19 protein-coding genes are annotated in these 23,494 nt (G+C 64.1%); 8 read left to right on the top strand and 11 right to left on the bottom strand.

The window, feature by feature from the left end:
* Positions 1 to 65 precede the first annotated feature (65 nt).
* From serA to RA302_RS11640, 4 genes are all read right to left on the bottom strand, one after another.
* Positions 66 to 1,658 (bottom strand): phosphoglycerate dehydrogenase, encoded by a 1,593-nt coding sequence (serA, locus tag RA302_RS11655; protein ID WP_003944758.1) that lies wholly within the window; start codon positions 1,656 to 1,658, stop codon positions 66 to 68.
* Between the two features lie 250 nt (positions 1,659 to 1,908).
* Positions 1,909 to 2,910, bottom strand: coding sequence for a ketol-acid reductoisomerase (gene ilvC, locus RA302_RS11650; RefSeq protein WP_029255107.1), 1,002 nt, complete (start codon positions 2,908 to 2,910; stop codon positions 1,909 to 1,911).
* A 53-nt stretch (positions 2,911 to 2,963) separates the two neighbouring features.
* On the bottom strand, positions 2,964 to 3,467 hold the full coding sequence (gene ilvN / locus RA302_RS11645) for an acetolactate synthase small subunit (protein ID WP_003944718.1): 504 nt from the start codon (positions 3,465 to 3,467) through the stop codon (positions 2,964 to 2,966).
* On the bottom strand, positions 3,464 to 5,404 hold the full coding sequence (locus RA302_RS11640) for an acetolactate synthase large subunit (protein WP_019747929.1): 1,941 nt from the start codon (positions 5,402 to 5,404) through the stop codon (positions 3,464 to 3,466). Before RA302_RS11640 ends, ilvN begins: the two co-directional genes overlap by 4 nt.
* A 266-nt stretch (positions 5,405 to 5,670) precedes the next feature.
* Here RA302_RS11640 and RA302_RS11635 point away from each other — a divergent pair, with 266 nt between their 5' ends.
* From RA302_RS11635 to RA302_RS11625, 3 genes are all read left to right on the top strand, one after another.
* Complete coding sequence (locus RA302_RS11635; protein ID WP_021333074.1) at positions 5,671 to 6,192, top strand: PH domain-containing protein; 522 nt, start codon at positions 5,671 to 5,673, stop codon at positions 6,190 to 6,192.
* Positions 6,193 to 6,264: 72 nt separating this feature from the next.
* On the top strand, positions 6,265 to 8,106 hold the full coding sequence (gene ilvD, locus RA302_RS11630) for a dihydroxy-acid dehydratase (protein ID WP_029255106.1): 1,842 nt from the start codon (positions 6,265 to 6,267) through the stop codon (positions 8,104 to 8,106).
* An 807-nt stretch (positions 8,107 to 8,913) separates the two neighbouring features.
* Positions 8,914 to 10,449, top strand: coding sequence for an amino acid permease (locus tag RA302_RS11625; RefSeq protein WP_019747924.1), 1,536 nt, complete (start codon positions 8,914 to 8,916; stop codon positions 10,447 to 10,449).
* A gap of 68 nt (positions 10,450 to 10,517) precedes the next feature.
* On the opposite strand, the gene RA302_RS11620 is transcribed toward RA302_RS11625, so the two are convergent.
* Complete coding sequence (locus RA302_RS11620) at positions 10,518 to 11,345, bottom strand: DoxX family protein (protein ID WP_020907255.1); 828 nt, start codon at positions 11,343 to 11,345, stop codon at positions 10,518 to 10,520.
* Positions 11,346 to 11,435: 90 nt separating this feature from the next.
* Between RA302_RS11620 and RA302_RS11615 the strand changes: the two genes are divergently transcribed.
* Together RA302_RS11615 and RA302_RS11610 are read left to right on the top strand one after the other, a co-directional pair.
* Positions 11,436 to 12,566, top strand: a complete 1,131-nt coding sequence (locus tag RA302_RS11615; RefSeq protein WP_338480744.1) for a PQQ-dependent sugar dehydrogenase — start codon at positions 11,436 to 11,438, stop codon at positions 12,564 to 12,566.
* A gap of 140 nt (positions 12,567 to 12,706) precedes the next feature.
* Positions 12,707 to 13,753: an NAD(P)-dependent alcohol dehydrogenase gene (locus RA302_RS11610; RefSeq protein WP_338480742.1), complete on the top strand. Its 1,047-nt coding sequence runs from the start codon at positions 12,707 to 12,709 to the stop codon at positions 13,751 to 13,753.
* 89 nt (positions 13,754 to 13,842) lie between these two features.
* Here RA302_RS11610 and gatB read toward each other — a convergent pair whose 3' ends face one another.
* The 4 genes from gatB to RA302_RS11590 all read right to left on the bottom strand — a co-directional run bounded on the left by gatB (position 13,843) and on the right by RA302_RS11590 (position 18,473).
* Positions 13,843 to 15,354, bottom strand: a complete 1,512-nt coding sequence (gene gatB / locus RA302_RS11605) for an Asp-tRNA(Asn)/Glu-tRNA(Gln) amidotransferase subunit GatB (RefSeq protein WP_019747920.1) — start codon at positions 15,352 to 15,354, stop codon at positions 13,843 to 13,845.
* A 25-nt stretch (positions 15,355 to 15,379) separates the two neighbouring features.
* Complete coding sequence (locus RA302_RS11600; protein WP_019747919.1) at positions 15,380 to 16,411, bottom strand: ATP-dependent 6-phosphofructokinase; 1,032 nt, start codon at positions 16,409 to 16,411, stop codon at positions 15,380 to 15,382.
* 115 nt (positions 16,412 to 16,526) lie between these two features.
* Positions 16,527 to 17,189, bottom strand: coding sequence for a response regulator transcription factor (locus RA302_RS11595; protein WP_007729374.1), 663 nt, complete (start codon positions 17,187 to 17,189; stop codon positions 16,527 to 16,529).
* A gap of 9 nt (positions 17,190 to 17,198) precedes the next feature.
* Positions 17,199 to 18,473: a histidine kinase gene (locus RA302_RS11590; RefSeq protein ID WP_322742213.1), complete on the bottom strand. Its 1,275-nt coding sequence runs from the start codon at positions 18,471 to 18,473 to the stop codon at positions 17,199 to 17,201.
* Between the two features lie 164 nt (positions 18,474 to 18,637).
* Between RA302_RS11590 and RA302_RS11585 the strand changes: the two genes are divergently transcribed.
* Together RA302_RS11585 and RA302_RS11580 are read left to right on the top strand one after the other, a co-directional pair.
* Positions 18,638 to 19,312 (top strand): hypothetical protein, encoded by a 675-nt coding sequence (locus RA302_RS11585; protein WP_338480736.1) that lies wholly within the window; start codon positions 18,638 to 18,640, stop codon positions 19,310 to 19,312.
* Positions 19,309 to 20,709, top strand: coding sequence for an alpha/beta-hydrolase family protein (locus tag RA302_RS11580; protein ID WP_338480734.1), 1,401 nt, complete (start codon positions 19,309 to 19,311; stop codon positions 20,707 to 20,709). The genes RA302_RS11585 and RA302_RS11580 overlap by 4 nt, the downstream gene beginning before the upstream one ends.
* A 57-nt stretch (positions 20,710 to 20,766) precedes the next feature.
* On the opposite strand, the gene gatA is transcribed toward RA302_RS11580, so the two are convergent.
* On the bottom strand, positions 20,767 to 22,245 hold the full coding sequence (gatA, locus tag RA302_RS11575) for an Asp-tRNA(Asn)/Glu-tRNA(Gln) amidotransferase subunit GatA (protein WP_097387506.1): 1,479 nt from the start codon (positions 22,243 to 22,245) through the stop codon (positions 20,767 to 20,769).
* A complete protein-coding gene (gene gatC / locus RA302_RS11570) occupies positions 22,242 to 22,541 on the bottom strand; it encodes an Asp-tRNA(Asn)/Glu-tRNA(Gln) amidotransferase subunit GatC (RefSeq protein ID WP_003944747.1) in 300 nt (99 codons plus the stop codon). The genes gatA and gatC overlap by 4 nt, the downstream gene beginning before the upstream one ends.
* A 301-nt stretch (positions 22,542 to 22,842) precedes the next feature.
* Between gatC and RA302_RS11565 the strand changes: the two genes are divergently transcribed.
* Positions 22,843 to 23,493 carry a hypothetical protein gene (locus RA302_RS11565; protein WP_020969299.1) on the top strand — a complete coding sequence of 217 codons (651 nt, stop codon included), beginning with the start codon at positions 22,843 to 22,845 and terminating at the stop codon, positions 23,491 to 23,493.
* Position 23,494 lies beyond the last annotated feature (1 nt).

The following is a 23,494-nucleotide window of genomic DNA, read 5'->3' as shown; positions in this document are numbered from 1 at the left end:
ATCTCAGTAGAACTGTGCGCCTTTATTAACCGCGGGCGGTTAATAAAGGCGCACAGCAAAAACAATCAGGAAAGGTCGACCTGGGCGACGCGAGCGTCGAGCTGCGAGACGATTGCCTCGACCTCGGCGTCTCCGACGACGCGATCGACGCGCAAGATGACCGTTGCGCCTTCGCCTTCGGCATCCTGGCTCAGTGCTGCGGCGAGGATGTCCACGCCCGCGTTACCGAGAACGGTGCCGAGGACACCGAGAACGCCCGGGCGATCGCTGTAGTGAACGACGATGTTGTGACCCTCGGCGCGCAGGTCGAAGCTGCGTCCGTTGATGTTGACGATCTTCTCGACCTGCTGCAGACCGGTGAGTGCACCCGTGACCGACGTGACCGTGCCGTCCGCGGCAACTGCGCGAACCTCGACCGCGCTGCGGTGAGCAAGAGCCTCGGAGTGCTTCTCGACCGATACGGTCACGCCGCGCTGCTCGGCCAGTGCCGGAGCGTTGACGAACGTGACGGCCTCGTCGCTGCTGGCGGAGAACACGCCGCGCAGTGCGGCCAGGCCGAGGATGTCGACGGTTTCGGCAGACAGCTCGCCGGTGGCGACAACCTGCACGGTCTGCACAGCTTCGGGCGACAACGTCGCAGCGAGGAGACCGAGCTTGCGGACCAGCTCGAGCCACGGAGCAACTTCTTCTCCGACGGGGCCGCCGGAGACGTTGACAGCCTCGGGAACGAATTCGCCCGCCAGAGCGAGGAGAACACTCTTCGCCACGTCGATGCCTGCGCGGTCCTGAGCCTCGGACGTCGATGCTCCGAGGTGCGGGGTGACGACGACGTTGTCGAGCTCGAAGAGCTTGGAATCGGTGCACGGCTCGGTGCTGAACACGTCGAGACCTGCGCCGCGGACCTTGCCGGAGACCAGTGCGTCGTAGAGCGCGTCTTCGTCGATCAGACCACCGCGGGCGGCGTTGACGATGATGACGCCGTCCTTGGCCTTGGCGAGACGCTCGGCGTTGATCAGGCCGGCCGTTTCCTTGGTCTTGGGCAGGTGCACGGAGATGAAGTCGGCGCGCTCGACGAGCTCGTCGATGGTGACCAGTTCGATGCCGAGCTGCGCGGCGCGAGCTGCGGGCAAGTAGGGGTCGTACGCGATGATGGTGGTTTCGAACGCGGCGAGACGCTGCGCGAACAGCTGGCCGATGCGGCCGAGTCCGACAACGCCGACGGTCTTGCCGAGGATCTCGACGCCGTTGAACTTGCTTCGCTTCCAGGTGTTCTCACGCAGGGTCTTGTCTGCTGCGGGAATCTGGCGAGCGGTCGACATGAGCAGAGCAACTGCGTGCTCGGCTGCCGAGTGGATGTTGGAGGTCGGTGCATTGACGACCATCACGCCGCGCTCGGTGGCTGCGGGGATCTCGACGTTGTCCAGGCCGACGCCGGCGCGGCCGATGATCTTCAGCTTGGTGCCTGCGGCCAGAACCTCGGCGTCGACGGTGGTGGCGGAACGGACGAGAATCGCGTCGGCCTCGGGTACCGCGGCGAGCAGCGCCGGGCGGTCGGGTCCGTCGACCCAACGCACCTCCACACCGTCACCGAGCGCCTCGACTGTGGACGGCGCGAGCTTGTCGGCGATCAGAACAACGGGACGGCCAGGCTGGCTCACGTGCAAACTCCCTGATTAGGTGGGTGTGAAGGTGGTTTAACCACCGATAGTTTAGTGCGCGCTCACTTCGAATCCACAACGCGGTAGGCGATACCACATAGTGGACACTTTCGCGGGCGAATTCTCGATGGAATATGAATCCGGACTCAGCCGGCCCGGAAAACGACTCCGGCCCAATGCCGCGCTGGTTCAACGTAATTGAACCGGCGCGACATCAGGCCAGTGGAGACGTGGAGCGTGAAACTACGAATTACGCGGTTTCGGTGATCGGACGATCGACCCAGCTCATCAGGTCGCGCAGCTTCTTGCCGGTGACCTCGATGGGGTGCTCGGCGTTGGCCTTGCGCAGGCCTTCGAGCTCGGTGTTGCCGTTCTCGACGTTGGCAACCAGACGACGGGTGAACTCGCCGGACTGGATGTCGGCCAGGATCGCCTTCATGCGCTCCTTGGTGTCGGCGTCGATGACGCGCGGGCCGGAGAGGTATCCACCGAACTCAGCGGTGTCGGACACCGAGTAGTTCATGCGGGCGATGCCACCCTCGTACATGAGGTCGACGATGAGCTTGAGCTCGTGCAGAACCTCGAAGTACGCCATCTCGGGTGCGTAGCCGGCCTCGACCATGACCTCGAAACCGGTCTTGACCAGTTCCTCGGTGCCGCCGCAGAGCACAGCCTGCTCGCCGAAGAGGTCCGTCTCGGTCTCTTCCTTGAACGTGGTCTTGATGACGCCTGCGCGGGTTCCGCCGATGCCCTTGGCGTAGGACAGAGCGAGAGCCTGGCCTTCACCCTTGGGATCCTGGTCGATGGCGATGAGCGCGGGAACGCCCTTGCCGTCGACGAACTGACGACGCACCAGGTGGCCCGGCCCCTTGGGGGCAACCATGCCGACGGTGACGAACTCCGGAGCCTTGATCAGGTCGAAGTGAATGTTCAGGCCGTGACCGAAGAACAGCGCGTCGCCGTCCTTGAGGTTCGGCTCGATGTCGCCCTTGAAAATGCTGGCCTGAGCGGTGTCAGGTGCGAGCACCATGATGACGTCGGCCCACTCGGAAACCTCGGCCGGCGTACCGACTGTCAGGCCCTGCTCCTGCGCCTTTTCGCGGGACTTGGAGCCCTCCTTGAGGCCGATGCGCACATCGACGCCCGAGTCACGCAGGCTCAGCGAATGGGCGTGGCCCTGGCTTCCGTAGCCGATCACAGCAACCTTGCGGCCCTGAATGATCGACAGATCGGCATCGTCGTCGTAGAACATCTCGACTGCCACAGTTCTCAACCTCTCCTTGGATTTTTACGTGTCTAAAAGTACTAGCGGGTGGCCGTGATCGACTTCGGCCCTCGACCGACTGCCACGACCCCGGACTGAACGATCTCCCGGATACCGTACGGATCAAGCATCCGCAGCAGTGCATCCAGCTTGGACCGAGTACCGGTCGCCTCGATGGTGACGGACTCCGGGGAGACGTCGATCACCTTGGCGCGGAACAGGTTCACCGTTTCGATGACCTGCGTGCGCACGCTTGCATCTGCGCGCACCTTGATGAGCACGAGCTCGCGAGCGACGGATGCTTCACCGTCCTGCTCGACGATCTTGATGACGTTGATCAGCTTGTTGAGCTGCTTCGTCACCTGCTCGAGAGGGAACTCGTCGACCGTGACGACGATGGTCATACGTGAGATCTCGGGGATCTCGGTTCCGCCCACCGCAAGGGATTCGATGTTGAATCCGCGGCGGGAGAAAAGTGCGGAGACGCGGGCCAGCACGCCTGGCTTGTCCTCGACGAGAACACTGAGGGTGTGACTGGTGCTCACTTCTGATCCTCCCCTGTGCCCGCGGCGGGTCCGGCTTGCTCGCGTGACATGGCTTCGTGGATGACGGCGGGCTCGGCAACTGCCTCGTCGTCGTCGAAAAGCGGCCGGATGCCCCGGGCCGCCATGATTTCGTCGTTGCTCGTTCCGGCAGCGACCATCGGCCACACCTGTGCGTCGGCGGTGACGATGAAGTCGATCACGACAGGCTTGTCGTTGATGGACTGCGCCTCACGGATCGCAGCTTCGACATCTTCTTCGCGCTCGACACGAATTCCGTGGCAGCCCAATGCTTCTGCGAGCTTGACGAAGTCCGGGATGCGGATGGCGCCGTGCGTTCCGAGGTTGGTGTTGGAGTAGCGCTCTTCGTAGAAGAGTGTCTGCCACTGACGCACCATGCCGAGGTTGCCGTTGTTGATGAGGGCAACCTTGATCGGGATACCTTCGAGTGCGCAGGTTGCGAGTTCCTGATTGGTCATCTGGAAGCAGCCGTCGCCGTCGATCGCCCACACCTCGGTGTCGGGCATGCCCATCTTGGCACCCATGGCTGCGGGAACCGCGTACCCCATGGTGCCGAGCCCGCCCGAGTTGAGCCACGTGCGCGGCTTCTCGTAACCGACGAACTGCGCGGCCCACATCTGGTGCTGGCCGACGCCGGCGCAGTAGATGGCATCCGGTCCGGCGAGCTTGCCGACGGTCTGGATGACGTACTCCGGGCTCAGCTGACCGTCGGTGGGACGGTCGTAGCTCAGCGGGTAGGTACGACGGATGTCGTTCAGGTACGCCCACCATTCCGAGAGTTCGAACGTGGTGCCCGTGGCCATGTCGGCACGGATAGCCTCGATGAGTTCGGTGATGACCTCTTTGCAGTCGCCCACGATCGGGACGTCGGCGTAGCGGTTCTTGCCGATCTCGGCCGGATCGATGTCGGCGTGGATGACCTTGGCGTCGGGCGCGAAGGAATTCAGCTGACCGGTGACGCGGTCGTCGAAACGCGCGCCGAGGGTGATCAGGAGATCGCTGCGCTGCAGAGCGGCGACTGCGGCAACGGTGCCGTGCATTCCCGGCATACCGCAGTTGAGGTCGTGGCTGTCCGGGAACGCGCCGCGGGCCATCAGCGTGGTGACGACGGGGATACCGGTCAGCTCTGCCAATTCGAGCAGCTCCGGCGAGGAGTCCGACTTGATGACGCCGCCACCGACGTACAGAACCGGCGACTTGGCGTCGGCGATCAGACGTGCAGCTTCACGAACCTGCTTGCCGTGCGGCTTGGTGACCGGGCGGTAGCCCGGCAGACGCATCTCCGGCGGCCACGAGAACGTGGTCTGCGACTGCAGGATGTCCTTGGGGATATCGACCAGGACGGCGCCGGGGCGACCGCTGGCCGCGAGGTAGAAGGCCTCGGCCATGATGCGCGGGATGTCGATCGCATCGGTGATCAGGAAGTTGTGCTTGGTGACCGGCATCGTGATGCCTGAGATGTCGGCTTCCTGGAAGCCGTCGGTACCGATCAGCGAGCGCGCCACCTGTCCGGTGATCGCGACGATCGGAACGGAGTCCATCTGCGCGTCGGCCAGTGGCGTGACCAGGTTGGTCGCACCGGGACCCGAGGTAGCCATGCAGACGCCGACCTTGCCGGTCGCCTGGGCGTAACCGGTGGCAGCGTGGCCTGCACCCTGCTCGTGGCGCACGAGCACGTGGCGGACCTTGACCGAATCGAAGAGTGGATCGTAAACCGGGAGCACGGCACCGCCGGGAATGCCGAATACCGTGTCGACCTCGAGCTCCTCGAGGGCTCGAACCACAGACTGCGCGCCGGTTACCCGCTCAGGCGGGAGCTGGCGACGGTTGGCCGTCTGGGTTGCGGCAGCCGCGGTTGTCGGGCTCGGTGTCCCTGACTTGCGCGGCGTGGGTTGAGGCCGTGCTGTTGGTGCGCTCACTGGGAAATCCTCTGATTCTGGCTCCGGGCAACAAAAAACCCCCGTCAGCATCTGCTGAGCGAGGGTGGCGCGTCGTTATCTGGTGAGTTGAAAAATCGACTCAGGCGACGACGCGCCGGCCGATTACGAGCAACTCATTCTGTTTCACGCACTCGACAGTAGAGGCGCTAGTCGCGAACGGCAAACTTGGTGAGTCGACCGTCCCAGAATCTGAGATACATCGGCTGCAATGCGAAGATGTAGAGGTGTCAACTTCGCAGCAGCCCGTGCCACCGGCTCAATCATCCCACACGCCGAAACCACTTCGGCACGTCATCCGCATTTCGCAGCTCGCTTACATGGCGTGCGCGTTCCTCCTGTTCGCGGTCAGCTTCCCGATCTTCGGGTGGCCCGTCGCCTTCAGCTGGTTGCTGATCCTTCCGATCATCGCCGTCTATCTCGTCGCGCGACTGCGCACCACCGTCAGCCCTGACGGCCTCGAGGTCCGCTCGACGTTCTCCAAGCGCACCCTCGCCTGGGACGACGTCAAGGGTTTCCGCTTCCCGAAGCGCAGCTGGGCGCGCGCGGAACTCACCGACGGAACCGAGGTGACCCTGCCTGCGGTCAGCTTCGTCAGGCTTCCCGAGATCGCGATCGCCAGCGGCGGCCGCATCACTGATCCCTATGCATCGGCGGCAGAAGCCTTCGCCGCCAAGGAAGCCGAAGAGGAAGAAGCAGCTGCAGAAGCAGAAGCAGAATCCGAGGTCGCCGAGAACTCACAGGACCAGCCCGAAGAGAAGCGCCCGTAACACGCGAGTAGCGTTGGAAGGCCCTCGCTTCTATTTGAGTGGACCAGCAACGATCACATAAGGAACACGCCCATGCCCCCGTTGAGGTCACGCACCACCACCATCGGACGTAATGCTGCCGGAGCCCGATCCCTGTGGCGCGCCACAGGAATGACGGATTCCGACTTCGGAAAGCCGATCGTCGCCGTAGCGAACTCGTACACCCAGTTCGTACCCGGACACGTGCATCTCAAGAACGTAGGCGAGATCGTTGCCGAGGCCATCAGTGCGGCCGGCGGCGTCGCTCGTGAGTTCCACACCATCGCAGTCGACGACGGCATCGCAATGGGCCACGGCGGCATGCTCTACTCGCTCCCGAGCCGCGAGATCATCGCCGATTCGGTCGAGTACATGGCAAACGCCCACACGGCCGACGCACTGGTGTGTATCTCCAACTGCGACAAGATCACTCCCGGCATGCTCAACGCCGCGATGCGTCTGAACATCCCGACCGTGTTCGTCTCCGGCGGTCCGATGGAGGCCGGTAAGGCAGTGGTCGTCGGCGGCGTGGCCCAAGCCCCCACCGACCTCATCACCGCGATCTCCGCCTCTGCCAACGATGCCGTGTCCGACGAAGGCCTCGACGAGGTCGAGCGCAGCGCGTGCCCGACGTGCGGGTCGTGCTCGGGCATGTTCACCGCCAACTCCATGAACTGCCTGACCGAAGCCCTCGGCCTCGCGTTGCCGGGCAACGGCTCCACGCTGGCAACTCACAAGGCTCGTCACGCACTCTTCTCTCGTGCGGGCACCACCGTGGTCGAGGCTGCCCTCAAGTACTACCGCGACGGCGACGAGTCGGTGCTGCCGCGCAACATCGCGACCCCGGCAGCGTTCCGCAACGCAATGGCTCTCGACGTCGCCATGGGCGGTTCCACCAACACCGTCCTGCACACTCTGGCTGCGGCGCAGGAAGGCGAGGTCGACTTCGACCTCGACACCATCGACGCGATCAGCCGCAAGGTGCCGTGCCTGTCCAAGGTCTCCCCCAACTCGGACTACCACATGGAGGACGTCCACCGCGCCGGCGGAATCCCCGCGCTGCTCGGTGAGCTTCGCCGCGGCGGACTCCTCGAAACCGACGTGTCCACCGTGCACACCAAGAGCTTCGACCAGTGGCTCGACGACTGGGACATCCGCTCCGGCAAGGCAACCGACGAGGCAATCGAGCTTTTCCACGCGGCTCCCGGCGGCGTGCGCACCATCGAACCGTTCTCCACGGACAACCGTTGGTCTGCTCTCGACACTGATGCGGCCGGCGGCTGCATCCGCGACGTCGAGAACGCCTACACCGTCGAAGGCGGCTTGGTTGTCCTGCGCGGCAACATCGCACTCGACGGCGCAATCCTCAAGACTGCCGGCATCGACGAGGAACTGTTCTCCTTCCAGGGCCCGGCGCTGGTCGTCGAATCTCAGGAAGAAGCCGTCTCGGTCATCTTGCAGAAGAAGATCAAGGCCGGCGACGTTCTCGTCGTGCGTTACGAAGGCCCCAAGGGTGGCCCCGGCATGCAGGAAATGCTGCACCCCACCGCCTTCCTCAAGGGCGCAGGCCTCGGCAAGGAATGCGCACTGATCACTGACGGTCGTTTCTCGGGCGGAACCTCCGGACTGTCCATCGGTCACATCTCCCCCGAGGCTGCCGCAGGCGGAGTCATCGGACTCGTCCAGAACGGCGATCAGGTCCGCATCGACGTCGCCTCGCGCACGCTCGAGATCCTGGTCGACGAGGACGTCCTCGCCGAGCGACGCGCGAAGATGGAGGCCTCCGAGCGCCCGTGGCAGCCGGTCGATCGTCAGCGCACCGTGACGACAGCCCTACGCGCCTACGCCGCTCTGGCAACGTCCGCCGACAAGGGCGCGGTTCGCTACGTTCCGTAAGTTCTGCCACGAACGGACAAAAGATCCCCGGCCGCTTTTCGGCCGGGGATCTTTTCTGTCAGCGTGCGAGATGAATCGGGATCAGATTCGCGCCAGTTCCTCCGGAAAATCTTCCTCCGGTGTTGTACGAGCATGCACCACAAACCAATCCGATCATCCCGTCGGTTTGGTACGCATCGTCGGCAGCACCTTCGACAACCACGCCGACACGTAGGAACTTGCGCATGGCGACCTGAGCCGGCGCAGCGTCCAGGGACTTCTTTCACACGAGAACGGATGAAAGGTCAGCGCCCATACGGAATTCCGCGACATCGCACATCCGGTCGAGTCCGGAGGCGTCGAGAGACGTCGGAGTACCACCACCGAACGCCACTGCGCCGTAGTGGGTTCAGTGGCCCGTAAGCCGTCTTGCGCGGATACACATATACATAATTCTGGTACGGACGTACCGCAACTATGAGACTCATTGACCGCAAGACCGACCGACAGGTACCGAATAGTCGGCCGACACGCGGAACACGAACGGAACGATATGAGCTATCAGACATTTCAGACTGAATCGCGCGTCCGGCTCGTGAGCGAATTCACTTGGACGTAGGGTTCCAGACACCAGCTGATCAATTCAGATACATGAGGGGGGATGACTTTCAGTCAGGTGATCATTTCGGTCAGTTCGAGCGAGCTGACTTGCACACGGCGCTCACCAGTGGTTCCCTCATCAGGTCGCTGAGACGCACATCACAACGACGACAGTCAGCCACCGCCCGCCACCCACAAGGTCGACGGGAAACAACCAAGGAGCAATACATGCCCGGAGTCGGCATATGGCGCACCAAATCCGTCGAGCAATCGATCGCGGACACCGACGAGCCTGAGACAAAGCTCAAGAAGGAACTGACCGCGAAGGACCTCACGGTATTCGGAGTCGCCGTCGTCATCGGCGCAGGCATCTTCACGCTGACTGCTCGAACCGCAGGCAATGTCGCAGGACCCTCGATTTCACTGGCATTCGTTCTCGCTGCGATCGCCTGTGGCCTTGCCGCGCTGTGTTACGCGGAGTTCGCCTCCACCGTTCCAGTCGCAGGCAGCGCATACACGTTCTCCTACGCGACGTTCGGTGAGTTCGCAGCCTGGATCATCGGCTGGGACCTCATCCTCGAGTTTGCTCTCGCCTCCGCCGTCGTCGGCAAGGGTTGGTCGCTGTACCTCGGCAACGTCATCGGGGCGAGCGGCAGCACCACCGCCCACATCGGGTCGATCAGCTTCGACTGGGGCGCACTGCTCATCATCGGCGCGATCACCCTGATTCTCGCGATCGGCACCAAGGTTTCCTCGCGAGTCTCCGCGATCATTACCGCGATCAAGATCGCAGTAGTCCTGCTCGTCATCGTCGTGGGCGCGTTCTACATCAAGAAGGAGAACTACTCTCCCTTCATCCCGCCGTCCGAAGGATCCGAGAGCTCTGCCAGCGGAATCCATCAGACCTTGTTCTCCTGGCTGACCGGTGCAGGCGGAAGTAGCTACGGCGCCTACGGATTGCTCGCCGCGGCCAGCCTCGTGTTCTTTGCCTTCATCGGCTTCGATGTCGTCGCCACCACGGCCGAGGAAACCAAGAACCCGCAGAAGTCGTTGCCACGCGGAATCTTCGGCTCGCTCGCCATCGTCACCGTTCTCTACGTTGCCGTCACACTCGTCCTGACCGGCATGGTCAAGTACACCGAACTCAAGGACGGCAGTCCTCTGGTCGGCGATTCCAGCGCCACCCTCGCAACCGCATTCGAGGCCAACGGAATCGGTTGGGCACAAACCGCCATCAACTTCGGTGGCCTGGCCGGCCTCACGACAGTTGTCATGGTCATGATGCTCGGCCAGACCCGCGTCCTCTTCGCAATGTCCCGTGACGGCCTCATGCCGCGCAGCCTGGCCAAGACCAACGCCAAGGGCATCCCGATGCGCATCACGTTGATCGTCGGTGGCATCGTCGCCGTCCTGGCAGCCTTCTTCCCGATGGGCACGCTCGAAGAGATGGTCAACATCGGAACGCTGTTCGCATTCGTCCTGGTTTGTGTCGGTGTCATCGTCCTACGCCGCACCCGCCCCGACCTGCCGCGCGGATTCCGCGTCCCACTGGTGCCCTTCGTGCCGATCGTCGCCGTGCTCGCCTGCGGTTGGCTGATGCTCAACCTCTCGGTCGAGACCTGGATCCGGTTCCTCGTCTGGATGGCCATCGGTGTGCTCGTGTACTTCGCCTACGGTCACCGCAAGTCGGTCCTCGGTCGCAAGCTCAAGGACGGAACAGCCATCCCGTCCGCGAACGCCGACCCGGTACTCGTCAAGGACTGATCCTTCACAGACGAACCGCCGCTCTCCGATTCGGAGAGCGGCGGTTCGTCTGTTCGACGGCGCGAGTTTCAGATGAGCGGATTGGCACCGTTCAGGAAGATCCAAGTGCAGACGCCCGCAGCGATGCCGAGGATCAAGACCACGAGCGATCCGACGAACGGGCGGGTTGCCCAGCCACGACGACCGTCGAGCGAAATACGGCCGGGACCCGTCAAAATGATGACGCCCGCACAGATTCCGAGCAGCATCTCGTACTCGGTACCGGCCGGGGCGAAGTACTCCAGTCCAGGTGCGCTCGCCTGACGCAGCGCCCACGCATTGATCATCACGGCCAGAACCGATGCTGCCGCAACGGGAGTCAGCAACCCCAGGATCAGGAGGGCGCCACCTGCGACCTCACCGACGGCGCCGAGGATCGCCATCCACTTCGCCTGCTGGAACCCGGCGTCCGCCAGCATCGTCTCGAACCCGCCCAGACCCGGCCCGTTCCAGATACCGGTCAACTTCTGCAGACCGTGCACCAGTGCCGTTCCGCCGACGGCCAATCGCAGTGCAAGCAAACCGAGGTCGAGAGTGCCTCGGCCCCGCGGAGTCTCGGTGGTCCCTGCCACGGCTTCGGCGGTGGGGACGGCGGCGATCGGAGCGTCGTACGCCGTCTCTCGCTCGAGAGCCACTGTCGGCTGATCCGCGCCCGGCGCTCGGTATGTCGGTATCTGTTCGGTCAGCGAGTTGGCGTTCGTGGAACCGAAATCGAGATCGTCGTCGGTCCGCGGCAACGGATTCTTGGCGCTCACCGTCGGAAATTGTTCGGTGGGCGAGTCATACGGACTGGACACGTTGCCCGTCGGCTTGTCCGCATCCGACAACTCGCTGGGATCTTTTCGCTCGTCAGTCACGTAGGTGAGCCTATGACCGATTCACGAACTCGACGGGGAACCTTGGTCCGGCGTGGCGGCATCTGCCGTGGGTTACGTAACGTCTTGGGCATGACTACGGGTAGGCATGCAGCGCTGGGCGCACTGGCTCTGGTGCTCGGGACATCGTTGCTCGCAGGTTGCGCGGACTTCGACGAATCGACTGCCTCGCCGTTCACACCCGAACCGACCAACCAGGCAAGCGCCGAAGTGCAGCCGGAGAACCCGCCGCCGTCGACCACGCCGCCGGCGCCGCGGACCGGCCCCCTCGGGCCGTGTCAGGACGCCGACACCGCCGTGATCGCAACCTGTCTCGACACCACCGGCGGCCTCGTCACACTCCCGGACGGGAACTCCGGGCTGGTGGCCGAACGGCGAACCGGCCGAATCATGCAGGTAGCCCCCAACACGACACCGGTCGAGGTTGCCAAGATCGACGTCGACGGCAGCGGCGACGGCGGACTGCTCGACATCGCCCTCTCCCCCACATTTGTCGAAGACAACCTGATCTATGCCTACGTCACCACCGGAACCGACAACCGGGTGGTCCGCATTGCTCCCGGTGACACCGCCAAGGAGGTCCTCGGCGGAATCCCGCGCGGTACAAGCGGCAACGGCGGATCACTCGAGTTCGCGGCCCCGGACCAGCTCATGGTCCTGACAGGCGATACCGGCAACCCTGCGGTTGCTCAGGATCCCGGCTCGTTGGCAGGGAAACTGTTGCGAGTCCGATCGTTGACGCCAAACGCTTCGCCGCCTCGCCCGGAAGTTGTTCTGTCCGGAATCGGGAACGGCGGCGGCGTATGTGTCGATCCCGGCATCGCGACATGGGTCACCGACCGAACCACTCTCGAAGATCGGCTCCAACGCGTCGGCTCCGACGGCACAGTGACGTCGCCCGCTTGGACCTGGCCCGACCGGCCCGGCGTCGGGGGGTGCATTGCGGCGCAGGGAGTGGTAGCTGTCGCGTTGGGGGCCGGCAAAGCGATCTCCGCATTGGCCGCTGACCCCGGAACGGGAGCGATCACCACCGCGCCGTCGGCAGTGGCGAAAGACACGTACGGCCAACTGGGCGGTTTGGCGCTCGGATCCGACGGTTTGATGTGGGCGAGCACGATCAACAAGACCGCGGGCGAGCCGGGGCCGAACGACGACAAGGTGGTCAAGATCCCGATGCCGAGTGGCAGCGGCGGGATCGACTGAACCGCGATCGCCGAAGCGCCATGTCTGTTCGGTCACGGATCCCGTGACCGAACATGCACAGATGCGTACTCTTTTGTTAGCGGGGCTAAACACCCCGCATGTGCCAGGAGCGGTTGGCCAACCACGACAAAGGAGTCGGAATGAAGGCAATCCAGTACACGAGAATCGGCGCGGAACCCGAACTCACGGAAATTCCCAAACCCGAGCCCGGTCCAGGTGAAGTGCTCCTGGAAGTCACCGCTGCCGGCGTCTGCCACTCGGACGACTTCATCATGAGCCTGCCCGAAGAGCAGTACACCTACGGCCTTCCGCTCACGCTCGGCCACGAAGGCGCAGGCAAGGTCGCCGCCGTCGGCGAAGGTGTCGAAGGTCTCGACATCGGAACCAATGTCGTCGTCTACGGACCTTGGGGTTGCGGCAACTGTTGGCACTGCTCACAAGGACTCGAGAACTATTGCTCTCGCGCCCAAGAACTCGGAATCAATCCTCCCGGTCTCGGTGCACCCGGCGCGTTGGCCGAGTACATGATCGTCGATTCTCCTCGCCACCTTGTCCCGATCGGCGACCTCGACCCGGTCAAGACGGTGCCGCTGACCGACGCCGGTCTGACGCCGTATCACGCGATCAAGCGTTCTCTGCCGAAACTTCGCGGAGGCTCGTACGCGGTTGTCATTGGTACCGGTGGTCTCGGCCACGTCGCCATTCAGCTCCTCCGCCACCTCTCGGCGGCAACGGTCATCGCTTTGGACGTGAGCGCGGACAAGCTCGAACTGGCAACCAAGGTAGGCGCTCACGAAGTGGTTCTGTCCGACAAGGACGCGGCCGAGAACGTCCGCAAGATCACTGGAAGTCAAGGCGCCGCACTGGTTCTCGACTTCGTCGGCTACCAGCCCACCATCGACACCGCGATGGCTGTCGCCGGCGTCGGATCAGACGTCACGATCGTCGGGATCGGGGACGGCCAGGCCCACGCCAAAGTCGGGTTCTTCCAAAGTCCTTACGAGGCTTCGGTGACAGTTCCGTATTGGGGTGCCCGCAACGAGTTGATCGAATTGATCGACCTCGCCCACGCCGGCATCTTCGACATCGCGGTGGAGACATTCAGTCTCGACAACGGTGCCGAAGCGTATCGACGACTGGCTGCCGGAACGCTCAGCGGCCGTGCGGTTGTGGTCCCTGGTCTGTAGACCGACAGCGGTAGAACGACAGCGGAAAAACACTGATGCCCGGCCGAATTCGATTCGGCCGGGCATCAGTGTCAGAAATTCGGTGTGCGCTAGCTGCACGCCTCGATGACAAGTTCCTTCACACGAGCCGCGTCTGCCTGTCCTCGGGTGGCCTTCATGACGTCGCCGACGATCTTTCCGGCGGCCTGGACCTTGCCACTGCGGATCTTGTCCGCGATGTCAGGGTTGGCCGCGAGTGCTTCGTCGACGGCTGCCTTGAGCTTGGTTTCGTCACGTTCGACGACCAGCTCCGGGTGGGCCGCGACAACCTGCTCCGGGTCACCCTCGCCGTCGAGGACGTGATCGACGACCTGGCGAGCGACCTTGTTGTTGAGCTTGCCGCTGTCGATGAGAGCTACGACCTGCGCAACCTGCGCCGGGGTGATCGGCAGAGCGCCGAGTTCGACGCCGCGGGTGTTGGCCTGCTGCGACAGGTAGGACAGCCACCAGGAGCGCGCTGCCTCGGGCGAAGCACCGGCCTCGGTGGTCGCGATCACCAGATCGATGGCGCCGGCGTTGACGAGGTCACGCATGACCTCGTCGGAGATTCCCCAGTCCTTCTGGATCCGCGCGCGGCGAATCCAGGGAAGCTCCGGCAAGGTGCCGCGCAGTTCTTCGACCCACTCGGCGCTCGGAGCAACAGGCTCGAGATCCGGTTCCGGGAAGTAGCGGTAGTCCTCGGCCGTTTCCTTGCGGCGTCCGGCGGCCGTGGTGCCGTCGGCTTCCTGGAAGTGGCGGGTCTCCTGGATGACCTCGCCGCCGGCGTCGAGAACTGCTGCCTGACGGCGCATTTCGTAGCGAACTGCGACCTCGACGCTCTTGAGGGAGTTGACGTTCTTGGTCTCGGTACGCGTTCCGAGTTCCTTGGCGCCGATCGGCATCAGCGAGATGTTGGCGTCGCAGCGCATCGATCCCTGATCCATCCGCACGTCCGAGACGTCGAGAGACTTGAGCAGATCACGAAGCGCCGTCACGTAGGCGCGGGCAACCTCGGGAGCGCGCTCACCGGCACCGTGGATGGTCTTGGTGACGATCTCCACCAGCGGCACACCCGCACGGTTGTAGTCGAGCAGTGAGTGGCTCGCACCGTGGATACGGCCCGTAGCGCCACCGACGTGGAGGGACTTACCGGTGTCCTCCTCCATGTGTGCGCGCTCGATGTCGACACGCCACGTCGTCCCGTCGTCGAGGATCACGTCGAGGTATCCCTCGGTTGCGATCGGCTCGTCGTACTGGGAAATCTGGTAGTTCTTCGGCTGATCCGGGTAGAAGTAGTTCTTGCGTGCGAATCGGCCCCAAGGCGTGATGGAGCAGTTGAGCGCAAGGCCGATCCGGATCGCGGACTCGACAGCGGCTGCGTTCACCACTGGCAACGAACCGGGCATGCCCAGACAGACCGGGCACACCTGGGTATTGGGTTCGGCACCGAACTCGGTGGGGCACGGGCAGAACATCTTGGTCGCGGTGCCGAGTTCTACGTGCACCTCCATACCCATCACAGGCTCGTACTTGGTCAGTACTTCGTCGTAATCGAGGATGTCGGGCGCATCGACAGCAGTCATGGTGATCAGTTTATGCGTCTGCGGCTCAGCCGAAGAATGCGGCTGCCTCCTCGTAGCGCTCCTTGGGCACCGTCTTGAGTTTGCGGGTCGCCTCGGCGAGCGGAACAAGGTCGATGGACGTTCCGTGCAATGCGACCATCTGACCGAAATCTCCGCGGTGAGCTGCGTCGGTGGCATGAACGCCGAAGCGAGTGGCGAGGATGCGGTCGTGCGGCGTCGGGGTGCCGCCGCGCTGAATGTGTCCGAGGACGGTGGTGCGAACTTCCTTGCCGATGCGGCGCTCGATCTCGTTTCCGAGCTGCTGCGCGACGCCGGTGAAGATCTTGTGGCCGAACTCGTCTATGCCACCTTCGCGCAAGGTCATCGACGCGGGGTCGGGCATCGCGCCTTCAGCGACGACGCAGATGAAGTGGGAGTCGCCGCGCTGGAAGCGCTTCTTGACCATCGCGCACACCTCGTCGACGTCGAACGGCTGTTCCGGAACCAGAGTCAGGTGTGCCCCCGACGCCAGTCCGGCTTGCAGCGCGATCCAGCCCGCGTGCCGGCCCATCACCTCGACGAGCATGACGCGCTGATGCGATTCAGCCGTGGTGTGGAGTCTGTCGATGGCGTCGGTGGCGACAGCCAAGGCGGTGTCGAAACCGAAAGTCACGTCGGTGCAATCGATGTCGTTGTCGATCGTCTTGGGCACACCGATCACGGGTACGCCGCTCTCGGAAAGCCAACTGGCCGCGGTGAGTGTGCCTTCGCCGCCGATCGGGATCAGGACGTCGATCCCGTTGTCGTCGAGGGTCTGCTTGATCTGATCGAGGCCCGCACGGAGTTTGTCGGGGTTCACGCGAGCGGTGCCGAGGATCGTGCCGCCGCGGGTGAGGATGCGGTTGATGCGGTCATCGGAGTCGAGCGGGACCTTGCGGTCCTCGAGCAATCCTCGCCAGCCGTCCCGGAATCCGACCACGGTACTGCCGTAACGACCGGCCGACGTACGTACGACGGCGCGGATGACCGCGTTCAAGCCCGGGCAGTCGCCGCCGCCCGTGAGGATTCCGATTCGCATAGTGCAGCACCTCTCGTGACCGGATTGTGGATCTTGGTGTCCATCTTCCCCCAGTCACCGTATTGCCGCAGGATAGCGGCGTTGCCGAGCCGCAACGCCGCGCCGCACGGGACCCCTAACCCGGCGTGACGAGCCCGCTTTCGTACGCCAACACGACTGCCTGGGCGCGATCGCGCAGATCGAGCTTGGACAGCACCTTCCCGACATGGGTCTTGACGGTCTGCTCGGCGACGAACAGCCGCTCGGCGATCTCGACGTTGGACAATCCGCGGGCGATCAGTTCGAGGACCTCGCGCTCACGCGGGGTCAGCGCATCGAGCGCTGCGGGCCGTGCGCGCGGTGCGGCCCGCCGGCTGGTCACATCGGCAATCAGGCGACGCGTCACCGTCGGCGCCAGCAAGGCCTGCCCTTCGGCGACGACGCGCACCGCCCGAATCAGTTCCTCAGCCGGTGCGTCCTTGAGCATGAACCCGCTCGCTCCGACGCTCAGGGCCTCGTAGACGTAATCGTCGATGTCGAAAGTGGTGAGCATGAGGACTCGCACCGGCGGTTCCCATCCGGCGGACAGAATCTGGCGGGCAGCGTCGAGTCCGTTCATCTCGGGCATACGAACATCCATCAACACCACATCCGGACGCAATCGCGCGACCTCGGCGACGGCGATCTTGCCGTCCGGCGCATCGCCGATCACGCTGATGTCTGGCTGGGCGGAGAGTAGGGCTCCGAACCCTTGTCGAACCATCGCCTGGTCGTCTGCGATGAATACTGTGATGGGCACTCGGACAGCCTAGGCGGGCATCGACGGCAACTCGGCCCGGACCTCGAACCCTCCGTCCTCGCGCCGGTTTGCCAACAGCATGCCGCCCACGGCCGAAGCCCGCTCACGCATTCCGCGTATTCCGTTGCCACCAGTGGTTTCCGACGCCGAGTGCTGATTGCCACCCAATGGCGAAGGCCCGTTGTTCACGAGCGCGCTCACCGATTGCGGGCCGAACGCCACGGCGACGTCGATGGGTCCGCCTGGTGAATGCCTGGCCGCATTGGTAATCGACTCCTGAATGATCCGGTAGAGCGCAAGGCCCGTGGATTCCGAGACCGACGCTCGATCTCCGTCGACTCGCCACGACACCGGAAGTCCGGCACGGGTACTGCCGAGCAGCAGGTCGTCTAACTGATCGACGCCCGGTTGCGGGGCCGTCACCACGGAGTCACCGTCGCTGCGCAGCACTCCGAGGAGACCACGAATCTCGTTGAGCGCTGCTCGCCCTGTCTCACTTATCGATTCGAATTCGGTCCGGATCTCGGGAGTGACCGCATCGAGTCGGTACGGCGCACTCTGCGCTTGCACGACCACCATCGACATGTGGTGGGCCACGATGTCGTGCAAGTCGCGGGCGATCCGCGCCTTCTCCTCGAGGATCGTTCGCCGAGTGCGCTCGAGTTCACTGACTTCCTCCTGCTTGGCCAATTGACGACGAGAGAGAACCAACCAGCGGATCAGCAGGCAGAAGACCACCAGCGCGCTCAATCCGACAGCCCAACCGGCTCCGTCGCTTCCCGGAGCGTTGCCGAGGAAAAGCAGCACCGTGGCGATCCAGGCGACGCCGACAACCTGAATGGGCGCCCGCAGACTCACCGCGGCGAGCAACGACATCAGCACGATGATGTGGACGACCTGCCACGGGTAGTCGTAACCAGTTGTGTTGTCGAACACCAACGGGATGATCAGTGCCGACACCGCCGACACCGCCCACCCCAATGGAGCGTTGATCCGGATCAGGACAAACGGAAAGGCGGCCAACGCGGCGACGAACGGCATGATCGGTGGCGAAACATGATGCGTCAGTTGCAGTGTCGGCCAGGCAATCGAATAGAGGATCAGAGTGATCACTACGATGACGATGTTCCAGAACTGACCGCGGGCCACGAAACTGGTTGCCCGGCGCACCTTCTCCGAATGTACGACCGCCCCGTCGAGGCCGGACAGCATCGACCCGGCAGTGGTGTATGTCGGCGCGGGCACACCCGGTGCGCCTCTGTTCTTCCTTCGGACCTTGATCACCCGTCAAGCCTATGAAGGCGAACCCCGAAAGTCCTCATACTGCAGAGTGAGATCCCCCTACCTCCGAGGTATCACAGGGGAGGGAATTCTCACCCGATCGCACGTCGGAGAACCCCTCTCCAGAGCGATGACCGCCAGGATTGTCCGTTCATAGCGTGAACGGCATGCGGATCACACGAGTGAAAGACCTCTCTCGAAGCGCCGGCACCTGGGCTGCCCTGGCGCTGGCGGCAACGGCAGCGATCACCGTCACTGCCGGAGCGAGCGGAGCCGAGCCGCCGCGCACCGAGAATTCGAACGCATCCAGGGCGATCGCCACTGTGACTACCGCGGATGCCTCTGATGCTGCGACCACCATCCCGTCGGATTTCGCCGCATTTGCCGGCTACACGCCTACCGTCGTCGACGGATACCTCGCCAATCCCCACGGCGACTGCTCGTCACCGATTCCGCTTCCCGACGAATTCGACTCGGCCTGCAAAGCACACGATCTCGGGTACGACCTGCTCCGCTACGCGCATTCGCACGGAACGGAACTGGGGCCGTGGGCCCGTCAGGTCCTCGACGGTCAGCTCGACGAGCGAATGCATGCGGCCTGTGAAGACCGTACGTCCTTTCTCTCACGTGGGTATTGCTTCGCGATGGCCGATGTAGCAGTCACTGCTGTGAACGGAAACTCTTGGCGCCAAAGCTATCTGACACCAGTCGCAGAATCGGGGTTCGGTTACGGCACGGCCGGAGTTCTGGCAGTTTCCGCCCTCGGCTTCACCCTGATGCGATCGCGGCACCTCGATCCGTCGAACGAGTTCTCCTTCTCCCCGAAAGCGATTGCAGCATGAGCGTTCTGAATGCGTCACGGACCCCCGTCCTCGCCCGAGTCGGGGCGCTCGCACTCCCCCGGGTGTCCACGAGCGTCGCCGTGGCAGCGATGTCCGCCATCTCGCTAGCTCCCGGACTCCTGCCTAGATCAGCCGTACTCCAAGGGGTATTCAGCGGTCTGCTCGTCGCGGTCGGGCTACTGGCGATGTGGGCGTTCTCCGCGGTAGCCCGTCGGCTCGCCCCCGACCGGGTCAAGGCCCGATTCGACGAACGTCATTGGCGCATCACCGCGTTCGGGTTGTCGACTGCCGGCACCGCAGTTGCGATGTTCGCCGCCGCCGGTTGGCAGAACTCGCTGCGAGCAGCGATGGGCGTACCGCCTGCCGGGCTGATCCACTGGGTGGAGGCGGGGTGCATTGCCTCGCTGACCGCCCTTGCACTCTGGGGCCTCGGGGTCGGACTTTCGAAGGCGCTGCGGTGGATGGGTTTCGCGCGGAGCGTGGGCGCACTGGTCATGGGAGTCCTCGGCGTGCAGTTGGTCGTCGGTCCCGCCGTCTGGAACGGCCTCGCCGATTCGTTCGACAAGTCCAACGCGTACATCGACACCGCTCTGACACAGCCACTTTCGGCCTCTGCGACAGGCAGCTCCGAATCGCTCATCTCGTGGACCTCGATGGGCGCGGAGGGACGCAAATTCATCGCTGCAGGTGAAGACTCGGTGCGCGTCTACGCCGGTGTGGATTCCGCACCCGATACCGCATCGCGTGCCGCTCTCGCCGTGAGTGAACTCGATCGCGTCGGCGGCTTCGCCCGCAACAGCGTCGTGGTGGCCGTTCCGACCGGCTCGGGCTGGATCGACACCCACGCAGTCGACGGTATCGAGCAACGGTTCGGCGGAGACGTCGCGATAGTCGGGCAGCAATACTCCGACGCACCCAGTTGGGCGACATTCCTGTTCAGCCGCGACGACGCCGAAGAATCAGCCACCGCCCTGTTCACAGCTGTCGGCAGCCACATTGCCGCGATGCCTGCCGAAGAGCGACCGGACCTGTTCCTCTACGGACAGAGCCTCGGCGCCGTCGGCGGCAGCGCCGCACTGACAGAGGCTCTGACCGAGAGCAGTGCCACCGTCCCGTGCGACGTGTTGTGGGCCGGTCCCCCGGCCGGCGCGACACGGACGGACGGCGCAACCGTCCTAGCGAACACGTCCGACCCAGTGGTGTGGTGGTCCCCCGCCCTCGCGACGCAGAAGCCGGATCTGAGCCGTGCCGTGCAAGACGGCCCGATCCCGCAGTGGATCCCGGGCGTCACGTTCTTGCAGACCACCGTCGACATGCTCGGTTCGCTCGGTGTACCCGCCGGTCACGGCCACCGCTACGGAACCGATCAGGGAACAGCTTTGGGGACTTGCTCCTGAAACTGCTGTGCGCCTTTATTAACCGCGGGGGGTTAATAAAGGCGCACAGCAAACAGGTCAGACTGCAGTTGCAATCGGGCCGCGAGCAGCTTCGTAGGCGGCACCGACACGGTAGAGGCGCTCGTCAGCCATGGCGGGCGCCATGATCTGCAAGCCCACCGGCAGGTTGTCGTCCGCGGACAGACCCGATGGCACCGACATCGCGCAGTGTCCGGCCAGGTTGGTCGGCAGCGTGCACAGGTCGGAGAGGTACATGGCCAACGGATCGCCGACCTTCTCCCCCAACTTCCACGGCGTGAACGGGCTGGTCGGCGAGACCAGTACGTCCACCTTCTCGTAGGCCCTGTCGAAATCGCGTGCGATGAGGGTACGAACCTTGAGCGCCGAACCGTAGTAGGCGTCGTAGTAGCCCGAGGACAGTGCGTAGGTACCGATCATGATGCGGCGCTTGACCTCCGGGCCGAAACCGGCGGCGCGGGTTGCCGCCATGACCTGGTCGGCACTCATGTTGCCTTCGTCGACACGCAGTCCGTAGCGCATGGCGTCGAAGCGGGCCAGGTTGGACGAGACCTCACTGGGCAGCACCAGGTAGTACGACGCGAGCGCATGCTCGAAGCTCGGGCACGAAACCTCGACAACTTCGGCGCCCAAAGCCTTGAGTTGCTCGACAGCAGCGTCGAAGGAAGCGATGACGCCGGGCTGGTAGCTGTCGGAGTGAAGTTCCTTGACCACACCGACTTTGACGCCGCGCAGGTCGCCGACTGCACCTTCACGTGCCGCAGCGACCACCGGACGCACGGGGGCGTCGATGGACGTGGAGTCACGCGGATCGTGCCCGGCGATGACCTCGTGCAGCAGAGCGGTGTCGAGCACGGTGCGACCACAGGGGCCACCCTGATCGAGCGAGGAGGCGCACGCGACGAGCCCGAAGCGCGAGACAGTTCCGTACGTCGGCTTCGTTCCGACCGTCGCGGTGACCGCAGCGGGCTGACGGATCGACCCGCCGGTGTCGGTGCCGATGGCCAACGGGGCCTGACGCGACGCGAGCGCTGCAGCGCTACCACCACCGGATCCGCCGGGGATGCGGGTGACATCCCACGGGTTACGCGTCGGACCGAATGCGGAGTTCTCCGTGGAGGAGCCCATCGCAAATTCGTCGAGGTTCGTCTTGCCGAGGATCGGGATGCCCGCAGCGCGAAGCTTGCTCGTCAGGGTCGCGTCGTACGGCGCAACCCAGCCTTCGAGAATCTTCGACGCACAGGTGGTCGGCATGTCCGTCGTGGTGAAGATGTCCTTCAACGCAATCGGAACTCCGGCGAGTGCGGAAGCGGGTTCGTTTCCGCCTGCGAGCGAGTTGTCCACTGCTGCGGCGGCTTCGAGAGCCTGTTCGCCGGCAACGTGCAGGAAGGCGTGGTACTCGGTGTCGACGGCAGCGATGCGGTCGAGATGCGCCTGCGTGACCTCAACCGAGGACACCTCACGCGAGTGGATCTTGCCGGCCAGCTCAGCGGCGTCCAGCGTGGTCAGATCGGTCATTCGCCCTCTCCAAGGATCTGCGGAACCGCAAAGCGATCCTGTTCGACTGCGGGTGCTCCGGACAATGCCTGCTCGGGGGTCAACCCGGGCACGATCACGTCGGGGCGCGTCACGTTGGTGACGGCATTGGGGTTCGCCATGGGCGGGACGTCGTCGGCCGCAACCTCGGTGACCACCTTGACGTGGTTGAGAATCGAATCCAACTGACCGGCGAACTCGTCGAGTTCGGCATCGGACAGGGCGAGTCTGGACAGCCGCGCGAGGTGCGCGACCTCGTCACGGGAGATGGCAGGCACCGCGGGGCCCCTTTCGGAAGAGGACGTGAACATTGCCGGTCCAGCCTAGTTCCTCGCCGCGACAGACCTGTAAGCACGCCTGCTGTGTCCCTGTAAGCACGCCTGCTGTGTCGACCGGTACGCACGCCTACTGTGTCCACCGCCACGTCGAATCCACCTCGTGTTTCGCTCGTGTGACAAGCATGTGCACCCGGTGTGACCCCGCCGCGGCGCCCACCAACGCGTGCTGAGCAAGTGCAAAGATGGGTGTGGCCCGGGTCGACGTGACCCGGGCGAGAACCGATCAGCGAAAGGCACGCACGTGTCGTACCTGCTTCGCGTCCAACTGCCCGACCGACCCGGCAGCCTCGGCGCGCTCGCCGTAGCTCTCGGATCCGTGGGCGCAGACATCCTCTCCCTCGACGTCGTGGAGCGAGGCGACGGTTTTGCCATCGACGACCTCGTGGTCGACGTCGAACCCGGAGCACTGCCCGACACCTTGATCACCGCTGCCGAGCATCTGCCCGACGTGCTGGTCGATTCGATCCGCCCCTACGCCGGGATTCTCGACACCCATCGTGAGCTCGAACTCATCGATTCCGTTGCGACAGCCCGAAACGATCGACTACAGGTCCTCGTCGACGGCGCGCCGCGTGTACTGCGAGTCGGCTGGTGCGTCGTCGCGGACATCGGCAAGCACGGTGCGTACCGCGTCGTCGGTAGCGCCGGCGCGCCGGAAACCCATGCCACCGACATTCCGTGGATGCCACTGGACAAGCCCACCGCCCTCGACGGCGAGGCCGACTGGGTTCCGGACGTCTGGCGAGAGATGAACACCAGCCTCGCTGCCGCACCGCTCGGCTCCGGCAATCGTGTCCTCATGCTCGGTCGTCCCGGAGGACCCGAATTTCGCCCTTCGGAGATAGCCCGCCTCGGCTATCTCGCCGGAATCGTCGCGACAGTGCTGGGCTGAC

The organism is Rhodococcus sp. DN22, assembly GCF_036669995.1.
Lineage (GTDB): Bacteria > Actinomycetota > Actinomycetes > Mycobacteriales > Mycobacteriaceae > Rhodococcus_F > Rhodococcus_F erythropolis.
The sequence above is the reverse complement of the archived record's forward strand: the minus strand, read 5'-3'. Positions and strand labels throughout refer to the sequence as shown.